This is a genomic window from Allosaccharopolyspora coralli (genome assembly GCF_009664835.1).
Classification (GTDB): Bacteria; Actinomycetota; Actinomycetes; order Mycobacteriales; family Pseudonocardiaceae; genus Allosaccharopolyspora; species Allosaccharopolyspora coralli.
In genome coordinates this window covers 4,707,622-4,723,318 of record NZ_CP045929.1, presented here as the reverse complement: position 1 = coordinate 4,723,318, position 15,697 = coordinate 4,707,622, and the positions used below count along the sequence as shown (strand labels likewise).

Genomic DNA, 15,697 nt, shown 5'->3' with positions numbered 1-15,697 from the left:
GTGGACGAAGTTCGCTCTACCGGAGAGTTTACTGATCCACTGCGCTGGGTAACGATGGGACGTGAGGACAGTGCCCGCCCCCGAGCGTGCGGCCCGTCGCGGTGCCGCGGAAGGACGTGTGTGGCGATGGAACCGGGTATGGGCTCGTACATCACGTTCCTGATCGTCGGCGTGGCGCTCGTGTTCATCGACGGCCGGCTGATCCAACGGTCCGGCCGGACTTACCTCGAAGAGGTCTATCCGGACAAGGATGTCGCCGATTCGGTGAACCGACTGGTCACCGTCCTGTTTCATTTCTCGGTCCTGGGCATCCTGGCGTTGATCTCGACGATCGACCTCACCAGGGACACCGCACTGGAGACGGTGGTCGCCCGAACCGGGGTGATGCTGCTGATCCTGGCCGTGGCACACGGAGTGACGATCTGGGTGCTGGTGCGCATCCGGAACCGTCAGCGCCAGCAACGCATGCAGGAAGAGCTGGTCGCGCGCAACGAGGCTCGGATGAATGGGCACGAGGAGACCGACGACATCGTCGAGCGCGGTACCTGACGTCAGGGTGTGCGGGTTGGTCCGAGTGGGTGGTCGGGTGGCGGAACATCAGCGCCCTCCTCGCTGCGGGATCGGTTTCTTGAGTAGCGGCCTACGCTGCGAAAACGCTGTCCTCGGAAGGAGGGCGCTGAGAGCCTGTCTGTGCTCTGGTTCTGATGCCCGTCAGGGCATGGTCTCGCGTGCTCGGCCCGAGCACGATGAGAAGCTCCGGCGTTGCAGGTTGTCGCTCGCCAGGCCGGGGCCGCCGCTGACAAGAAGGGAGTGGTTCGCCCGCGAAGTGAGCCTCCCCGGGTCACTGCCTACGACCTCGGTCGGAGTGGGCTGACCCCCTCGGGATGACGCCCTGGCACGAGCGGGCCCGTAGGCTCGTGACGTGCAGAGACTCAGCCTGTGGTTGCGGTCCCGTCCGATCGCCGGGGACAGCGCCCTCGCGCTGCTGTTGTTGTTCCTCGAGGTGGTCCTGTCGGCCCACGCGCGCTCGCCTTTCTGGTTCTTCCTGGTCACCGCACTGCTCGTGGTGCCGATGGTCGTGCGGCGTACCGCGACGGTCCCCGCCGCGTACGTGGTACTCGCCGGATATGCGCTGAGCATCGTGACCTTCGGCAACACGGTCCGGCTCGCCGCCGACATCGCCGTGGCCGTGTTCCTGTACACACTGGTCTCCCGGCACGGCCGGATCGGTGGTGCGTCCTACGTCGCGGCATTGCTCGTCCTGTATCCGGCGAAGCTCATCCTGCACACGCCGGAACAGGCACGTGGAGCCATTCCCGTCGGTGTCGCCATGGGCATCCTGTTCTTCGCGGTGTGCTGGGTGCTCGGTGAGTTCGTCGGTGCTCGCCGCGCACACCACGAGGCGGTGGAACAGCGGCTCCGTGCGGTCGAATTCGAGCGGGACCAACAGGCGCGGATCGCCGTTGCCGAGGAACGCAACAGGATCGCTCGCGAGCTGCACGACGTCCTCGCGCACTCGGTGAGTGTCATGGTTACCCAGGCCGACGGCGCCACCTATTCACTGCGCAAGAAGCCGGAACTGGCCGAGCAGGCGATGACGACGATCGGCGACACCGGGCGTGCGGCGCTGGCCGAACTGCGCCACCTGCTCGCGGTCCTGCGCAATTCCGAAGAGCCGGGTGAGAGCCGCAGTCCGCAGCCGAACGCCGCCGGGGTGCGTGAGCTCGCCGACCGGGTGCGTTCGCTCGGTCTGCCGGTGACCGTCGAGGTCGACGGCGAGCTCGACGACCTGCCGACCGGTCTCGGGTTGAGCATTTACCGAATCGTGCAGGAGTCGCTGACCAACGCGTTGCGGCACGCGGGCCGGGCGGCGAGCGCCTCGGTGATCGTCCGCAACGACGGCCACCGCATCGACGTCCAGGTCCTCGACGACGGAACCCGCCGCGCGGCGGAGGACGGCTCGGGTGGCCACGGCCTCATCGGGATGCGGGAGCGCGCCACGGTCTACGGCGGAACGCTCGAGGCGGGCCCGGCCGACGAGGGTGGCTGGCGCGTGCACGCGGTGCTCCCGCTCGACGGCGTGCGTGTGGCATCCGGGTGAGGCCCGGACAGGCGAAATAGGGTGAGCCGATGGTTCGGGTGATGCTCGTCGACGACCAGGAACTCATGCGCATGGGATTCCGAATGGTGCTCGACTCGCAGGACGGGCTCGACGTCGTCGGCGAGGCGGAGAACGGCGAGCGGGCGGTCACGCTCGCGGAGGAGCTGCGCCCGGACGTGGTCCTCATGGACGTGCGGATGCCGGTGCTGGACGGGGTCGAGGCGACCCGCAGGATCGTCGCGGACGAGACCGCGAAAGTGCTGGTCATGACGACGTTCGACCTCGACGAGTACGCGCTCGCCGCCTTGCGGGGCGGGGCGAGCGGGTTCCTGCTCAAGGACACGCCGCCCGCTGACCTCGTCGCGGCGGTGCAGTCGGTGGCCAGTGGGGACGCCGTGGTGTCGCCGAGCGTGACGCGCAGGCTGTTGGACCGGTTCCTCGGTGACTCGGCCGGCCGGTTGCGGGACGCCTCGGTGCTCGACGTGCTCACCGAGCGCGAACGCGAGGTGCTGATACTGGTGGCGAAGGGGCTCTCGAACACCGAGCTCGCCGGCAAGCTGTTCCTGTCCGAGGCGACGATCAAGACCCACATCGGCCGGATCCTGTCCAAACTGGACCTGCGGGACCGGGTGCAGGCCGTCGTCCTAGCTTACGAAACCGGCCTCGTCCGCCCGGGCCACGAATGAGGCTCACGGGGTGGGCGGGCTGGTTGGTTCGGGTGGGTCGGGTGGCGGGTGGTCGGGTTGCGTACGTGGTGAGTGCTCAGCGGCTCCGCGCTGACAAGAGACGATGGCTCATTCCGCTAGGACATCTGAAGGGTGCGGGGTGATCTGCGTTGGTGCGGCGCTGGATCCGCGCGAGCAGTACGCTCGCGGCAAGCCGATGGTCGGAAGGGGCGACATGCCTGCGTACCTCGTGATCGGCGGCGGACTCGCCGGTGCGAAAACCGCCGAGGCGCTGCGTGCGCGCGGTGTGGACGGCCCGGTCATCCTCTTGTGCGAGGAGCAGCGCCTGCCTTACGAGCGACCGCCGTTGTCGAAGGACTACCTCGCGGGCAACGGCACCCCCGACGACTTCACCGTCCATACCGGACAGTGGTACGACGAGCACGACGTCGACGTGCAGCTCGGCGTCCGTGCCGACGCGGTGAACACCGGCAGCCACGAGGTCGTGCTCGCCGACGGTTCGGTGCTCGGTTACGACAAGCTCGTGCTCGCGACCGGGTCCCGTCCGCGCAGGCTGCACGTCCCGGGCACCGACGCGCGTGGCGTGCACTTCCTACGCCGCGTCGCCGACACGGACCGGCTCCGGAGCAGCTGGGACTCGGCGAGCGCGGTCGTCGTGATCGGCGGCGGGTGGATCGGGCTCGAAGCCGCCGCCGTCGCGCGGGGGCGTGGTCTGCCGGTCACGGTGGTGGAGGCGGCGAGCGCGCCGTTGCTCGGGCCGCTCGGGCCTCGGATGGCGTCCGTGTTCGCCGAGTTGCACCGCGACCACGGTGTGGACCTGCGAACGGACGCGACCGTGGAGGAGATCATCACCGACGACGGTGCCGTCACCGGTGTCCGCCTCGGCGACGGTGAGGTCTCGGCTGACTGCGTCCTCGTCGCCGTCGGCGCACGCCCCGAAACGCTGCTCGCCGAGCGCGCCGGGCTCGACGTGGAGGACGGGGTGCTCGTCGACGCGCACTTGACCACGAGCGACCCGGACGTGCTCGCAGTCGGTGACATCGCGAACGTGCAGCACCCGGTGCTCGGCACGCGGGTTCGCGTCGAGCACTGGGCGACTGCGTTGAACCAGCCCGCGGTGGCCGCGGCGAACGCGCTCGGCGATCGCACCGAGTACACGGACCTGCCGTTCTTCTTCAGTGACCAGTACGACCTGGGCATGGAGTACCGAGGCCACGTGCCGCCGGGGGCGGCGTACGAGGTCGTGGTGCGCGGCGCGGAACGTGCGCGCGAGTTCGTGGCGTTCTGGCAGGACAGCACGTCTCGCGTGCTCGCGGGAATGAACGTCAACGTGTGGGACGCGGGCGAGGCCGTCGAACGGCTGATCCGCTCCGGCAAGCCGGTGCCTGCGGAGACGCTGGCCGACCCCGAAGTGGACCTGGACGGGCTCGCCGGCTGAGTGCGCTTCGCCGCACGATGCGGCGCGCGGGACGTCGCCCCGGCTACCGTGCACGACGTGCGCATTCCCCGACTCGTCGCGATCGACATCGACGGCACCCTGTTCGACCCGATGACCCGGACGATCTCCCCGCCGGTGCGGGACACGGTCCGTCGGGTCGCCGACAGCGGCGCGCACGTCGTCCTGGCCACCGGCCGGTCGATGCTCGGCACCGTGCCGGTGTTGCGGGAGCTGGACCTGACCAGCGGCGTCGCCCTGTGCTCGAACGGGGCCGTGCGGCTGGACGCCGCCAGTGGCGAACCCGTCGCGGTCGAGACCTTCGACCCGGGCCCGGTGTGCGCCCGTCTCGCGGAGCACCTTCCGGGCGCGTTGTTCGCTGCCGAACTGGTCGGGGTCGGCTCCCTGGTCACCGCGCCCTTCCCGGAAGGCACGCTCACCGGCGAGACACGGGTCGTGAGCCGGGCGGAACTCGCCGAGCGCCCGACTCCCCGGCTCATCGCGCATTGGGCCGAGCACACGCCGGAAGAGACGCTGGCGGTGGTGGGTTCCCTCGACCTGCCCGGCTGCCACCGCACCATCGACCACTACGAACCGTGGGTGACCGTCGTGCCGGACGGGGTGACCAAGGGTTCCGCGCTGGAGAAGCTGCGCACCGAACTCGGTATCCCCTGCGAGGACACCCTCGCGATCGGTGACGGGGACAACGACGTGGAGATGGTCTCGTGGGCCGCGCACGGCATCGCGATGGCGCAGGGCCCCGCGTCCGTGCACGCCGTGGCGGACGAGATCGCACCGGCGGTCGAACAGGACGGTCTCGCCGACGTGCTCTCCCGCTGGTTCTGAGCGCGCGTCCGGGAACCGGCAGTTGTGCCCGTGGGGCACGCCTCGTACGCGACCAGCCGCGGCACGGTGGCCCGCTCCCAGATGCCTGTCAGGGACCTCCCCGAGGTGTGATCCCCGACCCGGGGCCGACGGAACTACGACTTCGAGCGGACCCGGGTCGAGACCTCGGGGCGACGCGCCCGACAGGGGTCTGACGGCACGCTGATCTGGAACGCCGGCGGCCGAGCTCCGCCCACGACGCCAGGAGGGGACATGATCGAGGCGCAGGGCCTCACCAAGCGATACGGGGACACCCTCGCCGTGCACGACCTGTCGTTCACCGTGCAGCCGGGCAAGGTCACCGGGTTCCTCGGGCCGAACGGTTCCGGGAAATCGACGACGATGCGGATGATGCTCGGTCTCGACCGGCCCACCGCGGGGCACGTGCACATCAACGGACGGCCGTACGGGGAGCTGAAGAATCCACTGCGGACGGTGGGCGCACTGGTGGACGCCAAGTGGGTTCATCCGAACCGTTCCGCGCGCTCGCACCTGCGGTGGTTGGCGCGGTCGAACCGGCTGCCGAACCGCAGGGTCGACGAGGTCCTCGACATCGTCGGGCTCTCCGACGTGGCCGGCCGCCGCGCGGGCGGCTACTCACTCGGCATGGCGCAACGGCTCGGTATCGCCGCCGCGCTGCTGGGTGACCCGGAGGTCCTGCTGTTCGACGAACCGGTCAACGGACTCGACCCGGAAGGCATCCACTGGATCCGCCGCTTCATGCAGAGCCTCGCCGCCGAGGGGCGCACGGTGTTCGTCTCCAGCCATCTGCTCTCGGAGATGGCACTGACCGCGGAGGATCTCGTCATCATCGGACGGGGCGAGCTCATCGCCCAGTGCAGCACCGACGACTTCGTCGACGGCGCGGGAGAAACCTCCGTGCGGGTGCGCTCGCCACAGGCCGCGCGGCTGCTCGAATGCGTTGCCGCACAAGGACTGTCCGGTCATCGCGACGACGAAGCACCGCACGACACGCTCGTGGTCACCGTCGGCTCCACCGAGCAGGTCGGTGAGGTCGCCGCCCGCGAAGGCATCGTGCTGCACGAACTCACCACCCGGCGCGGCTCGCTCGAAGAGGCGTTCATGCGACTCACCGGTGAGTCCGTCGACTACCGGACCGGCGGGTCCGTGCCCGCAACGACCGATCAGCCCGCCGTCGGCGGCAACGAGCAGGCCGCACTCAGTGCGGCGAGGAGGTGACCGGCGTGGCACTGCTCGCCGTCGAACGCATCAAACTGTTCTCCACCCGCTCCCCGTGGTGGTGTCTCGTTCTCGCGCTCGGGCTCACCAGCGGGTACGCGGGGATGCTCGCCGCGTACAGCGACGGCCCGGTCACCGTCCCGATGACGCAGTCGGGTGCCCAGCTGGGGTTGATGGTCGTCATGGTGATGGCGGCGCTGGCCATCACGACCGAGTACCGCTTCGGGACCATCCGGGCCTCGTTCCAGGCGATGCCGAACCGGTTCGCCGTCCTGCTCGCCAAGGCCGCGGTGGTCACGGGTCTCGCGTTGGTCCTCGGGCTGCTCGTCGCCTTCAGTTCGTTGGCGGTCTCCGCCGTGGTGTCGACGGACTCGCAGCTGGCGTTGACCACCGCGGAGCAGTGGCGGCAGGTCGCCGGTGTCGGCGCGGTGTTCGCCGTCGCGGCGATCATGGCGCTGGCCGTCGGAACGCTCGTGCGCCAGACGGCGGGCGCGGTCACGATCCTGCTCGTGTGGTCGATGATGGTGGAATCGCTCGTGGCGTTGATTCCGGAGATCGGCACGACCATTCAGGAATGGCTGCCGTTCACGGCACTCGACCGTTTCCTCGGCCGTGCAGCGCCGGACGCGGTGCTGGGCCCCTGGGGCTCGTTGTGCTACGTGCTCGGCGTGGCCGTCGCGTTGTGGATCGTCGCCGCCGTCGTCGCGCACCGCCGCGACGCGTGAAAACGATCACTACCCGACGAAGGGCCTGATCACGACACCGGCTAAGATCACCGGTACTTTCCGCCGGGACGTCGATCCTTCGCCGGAGCACAACAGAAAACGACCGGCTGCACGGCGCTCGGGGGCGTCCGCGGTCGGGACGGGGGAGGGCCCGGGCTGTCATTCGGGGGACGGCCCGGGCCCTTGTGCTCGCTCCATCACGTGAGGCGAACGGCAGGTTCATTCACTTCGAGCAACGGAGCGAACGGCACTCTCGCCTCGTGTGACGGGGCGAAAGTGCCGTTCGCACTAATACGAGGGGCGGACGACGAGGATCGGGCAGGCAGCGTGGCGCACGCACTGCTCGGCGACCGAACCGAGCATGAGCCCCGAGAATCCGCCGCGGCCCCGATGCCCGACCACCAGCACGTGCGCGCCGCGCGACGCCGACAGCAACGCTTGCGGCGACGGCGAATGCGCCACGTGGTACTCGACGGGAAAGCCCGGCTCGGTGCCGATCGCCGTCTCGACGACGTGCCGGAGGGTGTCGGTCACCGACGTCTCGTACTCGTCGATGGTCGGGGTCGCTCCCGGCGGACAGTCCGGAGGCCGCGGCACGGTGCGCATGCTCCAGGCACGTACGACGTGCAGCGTCGTACCGCGACGCCGCGTCTCCTCCGCCGCGAGTTCGAGTGCGCGCAGCGACGACGCCGATCCGTCGACGCCGACCGCGACACCGCCGTCGATCTCCACTCGCTGCTGTATCCGTTCCGACACGTCTCCACTCTCAGGCGGGCGTGCGGTGCTGTCGAGTGGATCTCCAGAGTGCCGCACAGCCGTAGCAAATTTGTGACGTGAGACACAAATTGACCGCATTCGGTAATGAAACGGACGCGCCGTGCTATTGAACTAGTAGAGGTTGTTGTCCCGAATCAACGCTGCTCTGGGGCACGCGTACCGGGGCACCCTCTGGTGCGCTCGCACTGTTCTCGACCGGAGATGGGTGAGCTGTGATCCGTTCCACCGAACGACCCGCCGACCGCCGTCCGATCCCGTCGCCACGATGCAGCGGCGTTCGAGACGTACAGCTCGAACCGCTGCCGAGACTGGAATGGTCGCTGGCCACCGAGGTGCATCCGCTCGTCCACGAAGGCCGGTCCCCCGCGTCGCTGCGCACGGGCTGGGTTCACCGCGCTCCGGAGGAGCAGGTGCTCACACTGTTCCGCAAGCTCGGGCGGTCGGGCAGGCCGCTGCCCGCACCCTGGTGGCTCACCGCGCTCGACCGGGGCCTGCTGCCGTCCCGGGCCGCCGGATTCGCCGTCGAGGACGAGCTGCACGCCGTGCTCGGTGATCGAGCCGGCTGGTTCTTCGTCCCCTGGGTGGAGACGGGCCAGAGCGGGTACTGGGAGTACGGCCCGTCCGACCGCGCGCCGCTGATCGAACCGACCACCGTCGTGCTCACCGACGAACACCCGGGCTGGGCGAACGCCTTCGCCGCGCACGACGGGCGCCGGCCGGTGCCGGTTCCGGTGAACGGCGCCGACGGGTTGCTCTCGGCGTTGCCGTGGATCGAGTCCTGGTAGGCGGGGACCGATCACTCGCGTTTGCGATACTGGGTCCCTGTGAGCACACCCGACCAGCAGGTTCCGCATCCTCGTGCCGTCGTCAGCTACGTGCAGCGCGGCGAGCGGATGACCGCAGGACAGCAACGCGCGTGGGACCGTCACTGGTCCGAACTCGGTGACGATGTCTCCGCGTTGCCACCGGGTCGGCTGGACACCGACGGCTGGTTCGGGCGCGATGCTCCGCTCGTGCTGGAGATCGGCTCCGGCATGGGCGAGACGACCGCTCAGCTCGCCGCGGCCCGGCCCGAGGCCAACCATCTCGCGGTCGAGGTCTACAAGCCAGGCCTCGCGCAACTGATGCTGCGCGCCGAGAACCTCGACGTCCGGAACCTGCGCGTGCTGCGTGGCGACGCCACGGTGCTGCTGGAACAGCATGTCGAGCCGGGTGCGCTCGCCGAGGTGCGCATCTACTTCCCGGACCCGTGGCCGAAGAAGCGGCACCACAAGCGGCGGCTCGTGCAGCCCCGCACGGTCGAACTGATCGCCTCGCGGCTCGCCGTGGGCGGCATCCTGCATCTGGCCACCGACTGGGAGCACTACGCGGAGCAGATGCTCGAGGTGTGCGAGGCGGAACCGGCTCTGCGCAACCTCCACGCCGACGCTCCCGGCGGTTGGGCGCCGCGACCGGAGTGGCGGCCGGTGACGAAGTTCGAGAACCGTGCCCACGACGAAGGCCGCGTCGTGCACGACCTGTTGTACGTCCGGGACTGAGGCCGCCGGTACGGCGGGAGCCGTGTTGCAGAATGCGAGGCATGTCTGCACTGCGTCTGCACGCCCCGCTCGCCCTGCCCTGCGACGACACTTGCTCGGTGATCCGGGACGCGGTCCTCGACATCGACACCGACGGCCGGATCCTCTTCTGCGGCCCGCGCGACGAGGCCCCGCCGCGCCCGAACACGACACGAGTGCGCGAGTGCGGCGGGATCCTCATGCCGGGGCTGGTCAACGCGCACGCGCACAGCCCGATGACCTTGCTCCGCGGGATGGGCGGCGATCTGCCGCTGATGCGCTGGCTGCAGGAGGTGATCTGGCCTGCGGAGGCGAAGCTGCGTCACGCCGACGTCCGAGTCGGGATGGAGCTCGGGTGCGTGGAGATGCTGCGCGCCGGGGTCACGACCAGCGCCGAGATGTACTTCCCCGGTGAGGCGATCGCGGAGGCCGCGCTGTCGGTGGGCTCGCGGATCGTGCTCACCCCCGGCGTGCTGGACGTTCCGGATCTCGCCGGGCTCGGCACCTGGCAGGACATGATCGCGGGCATCAGCCGGTGGATCGATGCGGACGGGCTCCGGTTCGGGGCCGGCGACCGGGTGGAGCTCGGGTACGGGCCGCATTCGGCGTACGTGCTGCCGACCGAGGCGTTGGGGGCGGTCGGGGAAGCGGCCCAGGCGCGCGGAGCGCTGGTTCAGGTGCACGTGGCTGAGTCGCCCGGCGAGGACACGGCGCAGCGGGAACAGTTCGGTTCGGTGCCGAAGCTGCTCGACAAGCTGGGTGTGTTGGACGGGCGGGTGCTCGCGGCGCACGCGGTGCACCTCTCGGACGACGACATCGCGCTGTTCGCGCGGCGCGGGACTGGGGTGGCGCACTGTCCGGGCTCGAACGCGAAGTTGGCCTCCGGCACGGCCCGGTTGGTGGACATGCTCGCGGCCGGGATTCCGGTCGGGCTCGGAACGGACGGGCCGTCCAGCAACGACGACCTCGACCTGTGGGAGGAAGTGCAGCTCGCGGGCATGTTCGCCCGAATGTCGACGCAGGACGCCACGGCACTGCCCGCGCCGAGGGCGTTGCTCGCGGCGACGCGCGGTGGTGCGGAGGCGTTGCACCGCGACGACATCGGGGCGTTGGAAGCCGGGCGGTGGGCCGACGTGGTACATCTCGACGTCGACAACCCGGCGTTCGCGACCGGCCTCGACGCGCCGGACGACCAGGTGATCGCGAACGTGGTGTGGGCCGCCGGCTCCCGCTGTGTCCGGGACGTGTGGGTCGCGGGCGAGGAGGTCCTCCACGAGGCGGAGCCCGGCCGCGTCGACCGCCGCTCCGTGCAAGCCGCGGCCCGCACCGCCGCCTCCCGCCTCCGCCCCTGATCCGCCGGGTGGCAAATTCGCGCGAATTTGCCACCCCTCTGTCCACAGGCGGAGGGAGTTGTCCACAAGCCCGGAGGGCTAGTTCCGGGGGCGGAGGACGATCTCGGTGACGTGTGCGTCGGCGGGGGTTCGGACGGCGGAGGCGACGGTGCTCGCGACCGTCTCCGGCCGCAGGTAGCGCGCCGCCTCGAACTCGCCGCCTTCGGACGCGCGCACCTCGCGCTGCATGTCGGTGGCCACCCGACCGGGGAACACCGAGGTCACCAGGACCCCGTGCTCGGCCTCCTCGGCACGGAGCACGTCGGCGTAGGCGCGCAGCGCGAACTTGCTCGCCGCGTAGGAGCCCCACCCCGGCTTGGCGCCGAGACCGGCGCCGGAGTTGACGAGCACGACGTGGCCCTGTGCGGCGCGGAGCGCGGGCAGTAGTGCGCGGGTCAGCTCGGCGACGGCGAACACGTTGAGCTCGAACGTTCGCCGCCACGAGTCGGTCCCGGCTTCGGCGAGCGTCCCGAGCTCGACCGTCCCCGCGCTGTGCACCAGCACGTCGAGGCGGTCGACGTCGGCGGCGGCCTCCTGGACTGCTGCGTCGTCGGTGAGTTCCACCGGCCACGAGCGCGCCCCGGGGATGTCGGAGGCCACGGCGTCCAGAGCCGCGGGGTCGCGGCCTCCGAGCAGGACGTCGTGGGTCTCGGCGAGGTTTCGGGCGATCTCGATGCCGATGCCGCGCGAGGCCCCGGTTACCAGTGCCGTCGGTCGAGAAGTCATGCGCCGCACCGTAGCCGCACGCGACACGGTCGATGACAGCAAGGGAACTTTCCGGTCACTGATGACAGGAAGGTTCCCTTGCTGTCAGCCGTCAGCGGCGGCCGATCTCGCCGACCGTGCCGTTGTCGTCGCGCCAGACGGCAGCCACGGCCGGGCGTGGGTGGGAAGTGCCTCCGTCGGGCCAGTGCGAGGTGAGCCCCTCGTCGTTCTCGCCCGGGTGCTGCACGCAGACGGTCACAAGCTTGTCGTTGATCACCGGACCGCAGGTCTCCGCGTCGACCGGAACGGTGAGGAACTGTTTGACGTGGCCCCGCTCCGGCCCGTCGACCGGCACCACGAACAGCCCGTCGTTGGAGTCGAGCTCGTTGCCGTCGGTGGAGATCCACAGGTTGCCGTGCCGGTCGAAGGCCACGTTGTCCGGGCACGAGATCGGCGAGACCCGCGACTTGTCGAACCCGCCGAAATAGGTGGACGGGTCACCGGGGTCGCCGCACACCAGCAGCAGGTTCCACCCGAACGTGGTGCCGGTGTGGTCGTCGTCGAGTTCGAGCATGTGGCCGTGCTTGTTGCCCACACGCGGGTTGATCTCGTCGGCTCCGGCGTTGCCCTCGGAGCCGCGGTTCGTGTTGTTGGTGAGCGCGCAGTAGATCTTGCCGTTGGTCGGGTTCGGTTCGACGTCCTCGGGCCGGTCCATCTTCGTGGCCCCGACCTTGTCGGCGGCGAGGCGGGTGAAGACGTAGACCTCCTCGGCGCTCATGCCTTCGACGAGGCTCTCGTCGTTGTGCGCGAGCGGGAGCCATTCGCCGGTGCCGTCGAAAGCGCCGTCGGCGGGCAGTTTCCCGCTGCCGTCGATCTCGGATTCGGGGCTGTTGCCGGTGAACCGCGCGACGTAGAGGGTGCCTTCGTCGAGCAGCGCCATGTTGTGGCGCCGCGCGCGGGAACTGCGTCCCGGCTTCATCGCCTTGTCGGAGACGAACTTGTACAGGTAGTCGAACCGTTCGTCGTCACCGGAGTAGGCGACGACGCGGCCGTCGTCGGCGACGTGGACGGTCGCACCTTCGTGTTTGAAGCGGCCGAGCGCGGTGTGTTTGACCGGCGTGGAGCGCGGGTCGTGCGGGTCGAGTTCGATGATCCAGCCGAAGCGGTGCGGCTCGTTCGGCTCTTGCGAGATGTCCCAGCGCTTGTCGAAGCGTTCCCACTTGCGGTCGCTTGCGGTGCCGCTGAACCCGTAGCGGTCGAGTCGTTGCTTGGCGGCGGGGTCGGTGACGCCCTCGGCGTTGGCGAAGTACTGGTGGAAGTTCTCCTCGCCGGAGAGCACCGTGCCCCAGGGGGTGACGCCGCCCGCACAGTTGTTCTGGGTGCCGAGCACCTTCGTGCCGCTCGGGTCGGCGGAGGTCTTGAGCAGGTCGCTTCCCGCCGCAGGCCCGCGCATCTCGAACTCTGTGTTGAGGGTGATGCGGCGGTTGTACTTGCTGGTCGCGGGGGTGAGGCCCCCTTCGCGCAGGTCGGCGTCGACGTGCACGACGGACAGTCCGTGTGCGGCCCATGCCACCCGGACCTGTTCCTCGGTGGGGTTGTTCTCGTCGTAGCCAGGGAACATGTGCGACTCGGTGGTGTACTCGTGGTTGCACACCAGCAGGTGACGTTTCCCGCTCGCGTCGAGGGGGAGCAGTGCGGCGAAGTCGTTGTTGTAGCCGAACTGCTTTTCCTGCGCGGCGCCGGTCTGGTTGTTCAGGTCGAACTCCGGTGCTTCGTCGAACACGGGGTCACCCCAGCGGATGACGACGTTCTGCGCGTAGCCCTCCGGTACGACGACGCGGTCCTCGGTGTTCGGGGCGACCGGGTCGAAGTCGGTCCCCGGTGCGGCGCCCGAAGAGGAGTTGTCCGGAGACGAGTCCCCCGGAGCCGGCGCTGCGGCGGCGGAACCGCTGAACGCGACGGCGCCGCCGGTGGTCGCCGCGAGGACAGCGCCCGCCTTGAGCGCGCCGCGGCGGCTGAGCACGGAGTCGACGATGTCGCCGAAGTACTCGTTTCCGGAGGTGTTCGGTGCGTCGTGGGCGCAGGCGTTGCCGCACCGGTACTTGCAGGTGACCGAGGAGCGGGCGGCGGAGTGGTGGGCGAGCAGCGGAAGCGGCACGATTCGTGCGTCGTCCGAGTGGGTGGGCACGTGGTCCTCCAGGTCCGGTGGTCGCGGAGCCTCGGCTCACGCGGGACCGGCGCCGCCCGTGTCGGGGCGCCGTGTCGGGAACGCCGCGAGGCTATGCAGGCGGAGCGATGTTTCCGGGACCAGCAGGTGAACACCGGTCAAAATCATGACGTGGAGTCGTCACACGTCTTCTCTTTAGCACCTTTCGGGTACGCCTCGCCCGGAGATGACTACGGAGCGAGACCTCAACGGTCCAGCAACGCGAGGTCGAGGCGAGGTGGGTGTGGGCCGTAGGCGTTCTTGCGCGCGTTGCGTGCACGGACACCCGGCACGGCCGCGAGCAGTTTCAGCAGCGAAGGCGGCGAGATCGGCCGACCTCGCTCACGGGCCCGGGCGAGGCGTTGCTCCACCGCCACCTGGTCAGCCTGCACCTGCCTGATCGCCGGTGCGCGGTCGGCTTGAATCGCGGCGAGGTCGGACTCGGTGACCGACCCGGACCGCCATGCGGGGACGATCCTGTTCGCGCAGGCCACCGCGTCTTGAATGGCCATGAGAATCCCGTTGCCGCCGACCGGCGAGATCACGTGCGCGGCGTCACCGAGCAGCAGCAGGCCGTCCCGGTGCCAGGTCGGGACACGGGAGATGTCCACCGACAGCAGCGTCGTCCGGCCGAAGTCGTCGAGCAGGTGCGCTCGGTCGGCGAGCCAGCTCACGTGTTCTCGGAGAAACCGACGGATGGGCTCGATCCCGCGCTTCTTCGCCTCCGGGTAGTCGCCCTTGGGTAACGAGTACCCGACCTGCCACGTCTGCGGGCTGCCGAGCAGGCCGACGTAGTGGTGCGCTCCGAAGTACAGGTCGACGTCTGCCTCCGCCGGGTCGGTGTCGCGGCGTGGCAGCCGGAACCAGAGGATGTCCGTGGTGGCGCCGAGCGGTTCGGCACGCATTCCGGCGAGTCGCCGAACCTTCGAGAACCGCCCGTCCGTGCCGATGACGAGCTCGGCGGGCAGGTCGTGCTCGCCGTCCTCGTCGCGGTACCGCACGCCGGACACCCGCCCGCCGTCCTCCAGCAGTCCCGTCACTTTCGATCCTGTGCGCAGCGTAAACGTGGGAAGAGTCGCCGCTTCGCCCGCGATGAAGTCGAGGAACCGCGCTTGCGGCATGAGCGCCACGTAGTTGAACGGGGAGCGGACTTTGCCGTAGTCCGTCAGGGTCAAGGTGGTGACCGGTGTGTGGAACCGGAAGTTCCGGGCCCGGAAGTGCGGGCGTCGCAGCAGATCGTCGGCGAGCCCGAGGGTGTGCAGCAGCTCGAGGGTGTACGGATGCAGGGAGTCGCCCCGGAAGTCGCGGTCGAAGTCCCGCTGGGATTCCAGCAGTGTGACCGGGATTCCGGCTCGGGCCAGCAGATACGCGAGCAGCATCCCGCCCGGCCCGGCACCGACGACCACACAGCGGCTGGTGTCGTCCCTGTCGTTCATCGCCCACCCGATCGCTAGACTATCTAACTACCTAGCGACACAGTAGGACAGGCTGGCGGATTTAGCTAGATAATCTAGGCAATGCCTCCCGTATCATCCGCTCATGCAGTCAGCGAGGCCTACGGAACCCCGCCCGATCGACCGTGAGATCGCCTCGGCGCTGCGCGGCCTGATGCAGCTGCAACCGCAGGTCGAGAGGGCGTTGGCGGGCAGGCTGGGAGTGGGCACGACCGACGTCGCCGCGGTGGATCAGCTCGTGTCCGCACCGGCCGCGCCCGGCGTCGTCGAACTCGCCGACCGGCTCGGCATCCGCTCGGCCTCGGCGACGGTGCTGGTGGACCGGCTCGTCGCGGCCGGCCACGTGGAACGCTCGCGGCACCCGACCGATCGGCGTCGGGTCACGCTGCACACGACGGAATCCGCACGAACCGAAGTGCTCACGGCGTTGAGTCCACTGCTGACCGCGATCGGGGAGGTGACGTCCGAACTCGACGAGGACACGGCCGACACGGTGTTGCGATTCCTCGCGGAGGTCGTGGACCGGACCCGAGCGTTCACGAACGCCTCACCCGCACCACCGGAGTGAGGGGCCGC

At 69.6% G+C, this 15,697-nt stretch carries 15 protein-coding genes; 11 read left to right on the top strand and 4 right to left on the bottom strand.

What is annotated here, in order from left to right; translation table 11 throughout:
- Positions 1-120: 120 nt before the first annotated feature.
- From GIY23_RS22095 to GIY23_RS22065, 7 genes are all read left to right on the top strand, one after another.
- A complete protein-coding gene (locus GIY23_RS22095; protein ID WP_154078406.1) occupies positions 121-549 on the top strand; it encodes a hypothetical protein in 429 nt (142 codons plus the stop codon).
- Between the two features lie 373 nt (positions 550-922).
- Positions 923-2,101 carry a sensor histidine kinase gene (locus GIY23_RS22090; protein WP_228717448.1) on the top strand — a complete coding sequence of 393 codons (1,179 nt, stop codon included), beginning with the start codon at positions 923-925 and terminating at the stop codon, positions 2,099-2,101.
- Positions 2,102-2,130: 29 nt separating this feature from the next.
- Positions 2,131-2,787, top strand: coding sequence for a response regulator (locus GIY23_RS22085; RefSeq protein ID WP_154078405.1), 657 nt, complete (start codon positions 2,131-2,133; stop codon positions 2,785-2,787).
- A 139-nt stretch (positions 2,788-2,926) separates the two neighbouring features.
- Positions 2,927-4,225: an NAD(P)/FAD-dependent oxidoreductase gene (locus GIY23_RS22080; RefSeq protein ID WP_228717447.1), complete on the top strand. Its 1,299-nt coding sequence runs from the start codon at positions 2,927-2,929 to the stop codon at positions 4,223-4,225.
- 57 nt (positions 4,226-4,282) lie between these two features.
- The gene (locus GIY23_RS22075; protein WP_228717446.1) at positions 4,283-5,068 is read left to right on the top strand and encodes an HAD family hydrolase; all 786 of its coding nucleotides are present in this window, start codon (positions 4,283-4,285) and stop codon (positions 5,066-5,068) included.
- Positions 5,069-5,320: 252 nt separating this feature from the next.
- Positions 5,321-6,307, top strand: a complete 987-nt coding sequence (locus tag GIY23_RS22070; protein ID WP_154078404.1) for an ABC transporter ATP-binding protein — start codon at positions 5,321-5,323, stop codon at positions 6,305-6,307.
- Entirely contained in the window at positions 6,304-7,032 is a 729-nt protein-coding gene (locus GIY23_RS22065; protein WP_323847462.1) for a hypothetical protein, read from the top strand. The genes GIY23_RS22070 and GIY23_RS22065 overlap by 4 nt, the downstream gene beginning before the upstream one ends.
- Positions 7,033-7,320: 288 nt before the next feature.
- Here the strand turns inward: GIY23_RS22065 and GIY23_RS22060 are convergent, their stop codons facing one another.
- Complete coding sequence (locus tag GIY23_RS22060) at positions 7,321-7,788, bottom strand: universal stress protein (RefSeq protein WP_228717445.1); 468 nt, start codon at positions 7,786-7,788, stop codon at positions 7,321-7,323.
- Positions 7,789-8,021: 233 nt separating this feature from the next.
- Here GIY23_RS22060 and GIY23_RS22055 point away from each other — a divergent pair, with 233 nt between their 5' ends.
- The 3 genes from GIY23_RS22055 to GIY23_RS22045 all read left to right on the top strand — a co-directional run bounded on the left by GIY23_RS22055 (position 8,022) and on the right by GIY23_RS22045 (position 10,717).
- Entirely contained in the window at positions 8,022-8,594 is a 573-nt protein-coding gene (locus GIY23_RS22055; protein WP_228717444.1) for a hypothetical protein, read from the top strand.
- Between the two features lie 108 nt (positions 8,595-8,702).
- Positions 8,703-9,347 carry a tRNA (guanosine(46)-N7)-methyltransferase TrmB gene (gene trmB, locus GIY23_RS22050; protein WP_222850398.1) on the top strand — a complete coding sequence of 215 codons (645 nt, stop codon included), beginning with the start codon at positions 8,703-8,705 and terminating at the stop codon, positions 9,345-9,347.
- Positions 9,348-9,379: 32 nt separating this feature from the next.
- Complete coding sequence (locus tag GIY23_RS22045) at positions 9,380-10,717, top strand: amidohydrolase family protein (protein WP_154078400.1); 1,338 nt, start codon at positions 9,380-9,382, stop codon at positions 10,715-10,717.
- 78 nt (positions 10,718-10,795) lie between these two features.
- Here the strand turns inward: GIY23_RS22045 and GIY23_RS22040 are convergent, their stop codons facing one another.
- The 3 genes from GIY23_RS22040 to GIY23_RS22030 all read right to left on the bottom strand — a co-directional run bounded on the left by GIY23_RS22040 (position 10,796) and on the right by GIY23_RS22030 (position 15,103).
- A complete protein-coding gene (locus GIY23_RS22040; protein WP_154078399.1) occupies positions 10,796-11,482 on the bottom strand; it encodes an SDR family oxidoreductase in 687 nt (228 codons plus the stop codon).
- Positions 11,483-11,573: 91 nt separating this feature from the next.
- Entirely contained in the window at positions 11,574-13,649 is a 2,076-nt protein-coding gene (locus tag GIY23_RS22035) for a PhoX family protein (protein WP_154078398.1), read from the bottom strand.
- A gap of 224 nt (positions 13,650-13,873) precedes the next feature.
- A complete protein-coding gene (locus GIY23_RS22030) occupies positions 13,874-15,103 on the bottom strand; it encodes an FAD-dependent oxidoreductase (protein WP_154078397.1) in 1,230 nt (409 codons plus the stop codon).
- Positions 15,104-15,206: 103 nt separating this feature from the next.
- On the opposite strand from GIY23_RS22030, the gene GIY23_RS22025 reads away from it, so the two are divergent.
- Positions 15,207-15,689 (top strand): MarR family winged helix-turn-helix transcriptional regulator, encoded by a 483-nt coding sequence (locus GIY23_RS22025; RefSeq protein ID WP_154078396.1) that lies wholly within the window; start codon positions 15,207-15,209, stop codon positions 15,687-15,689.
- Positions 15,690-15,697 lie beyond the last annotated feature (8 nt).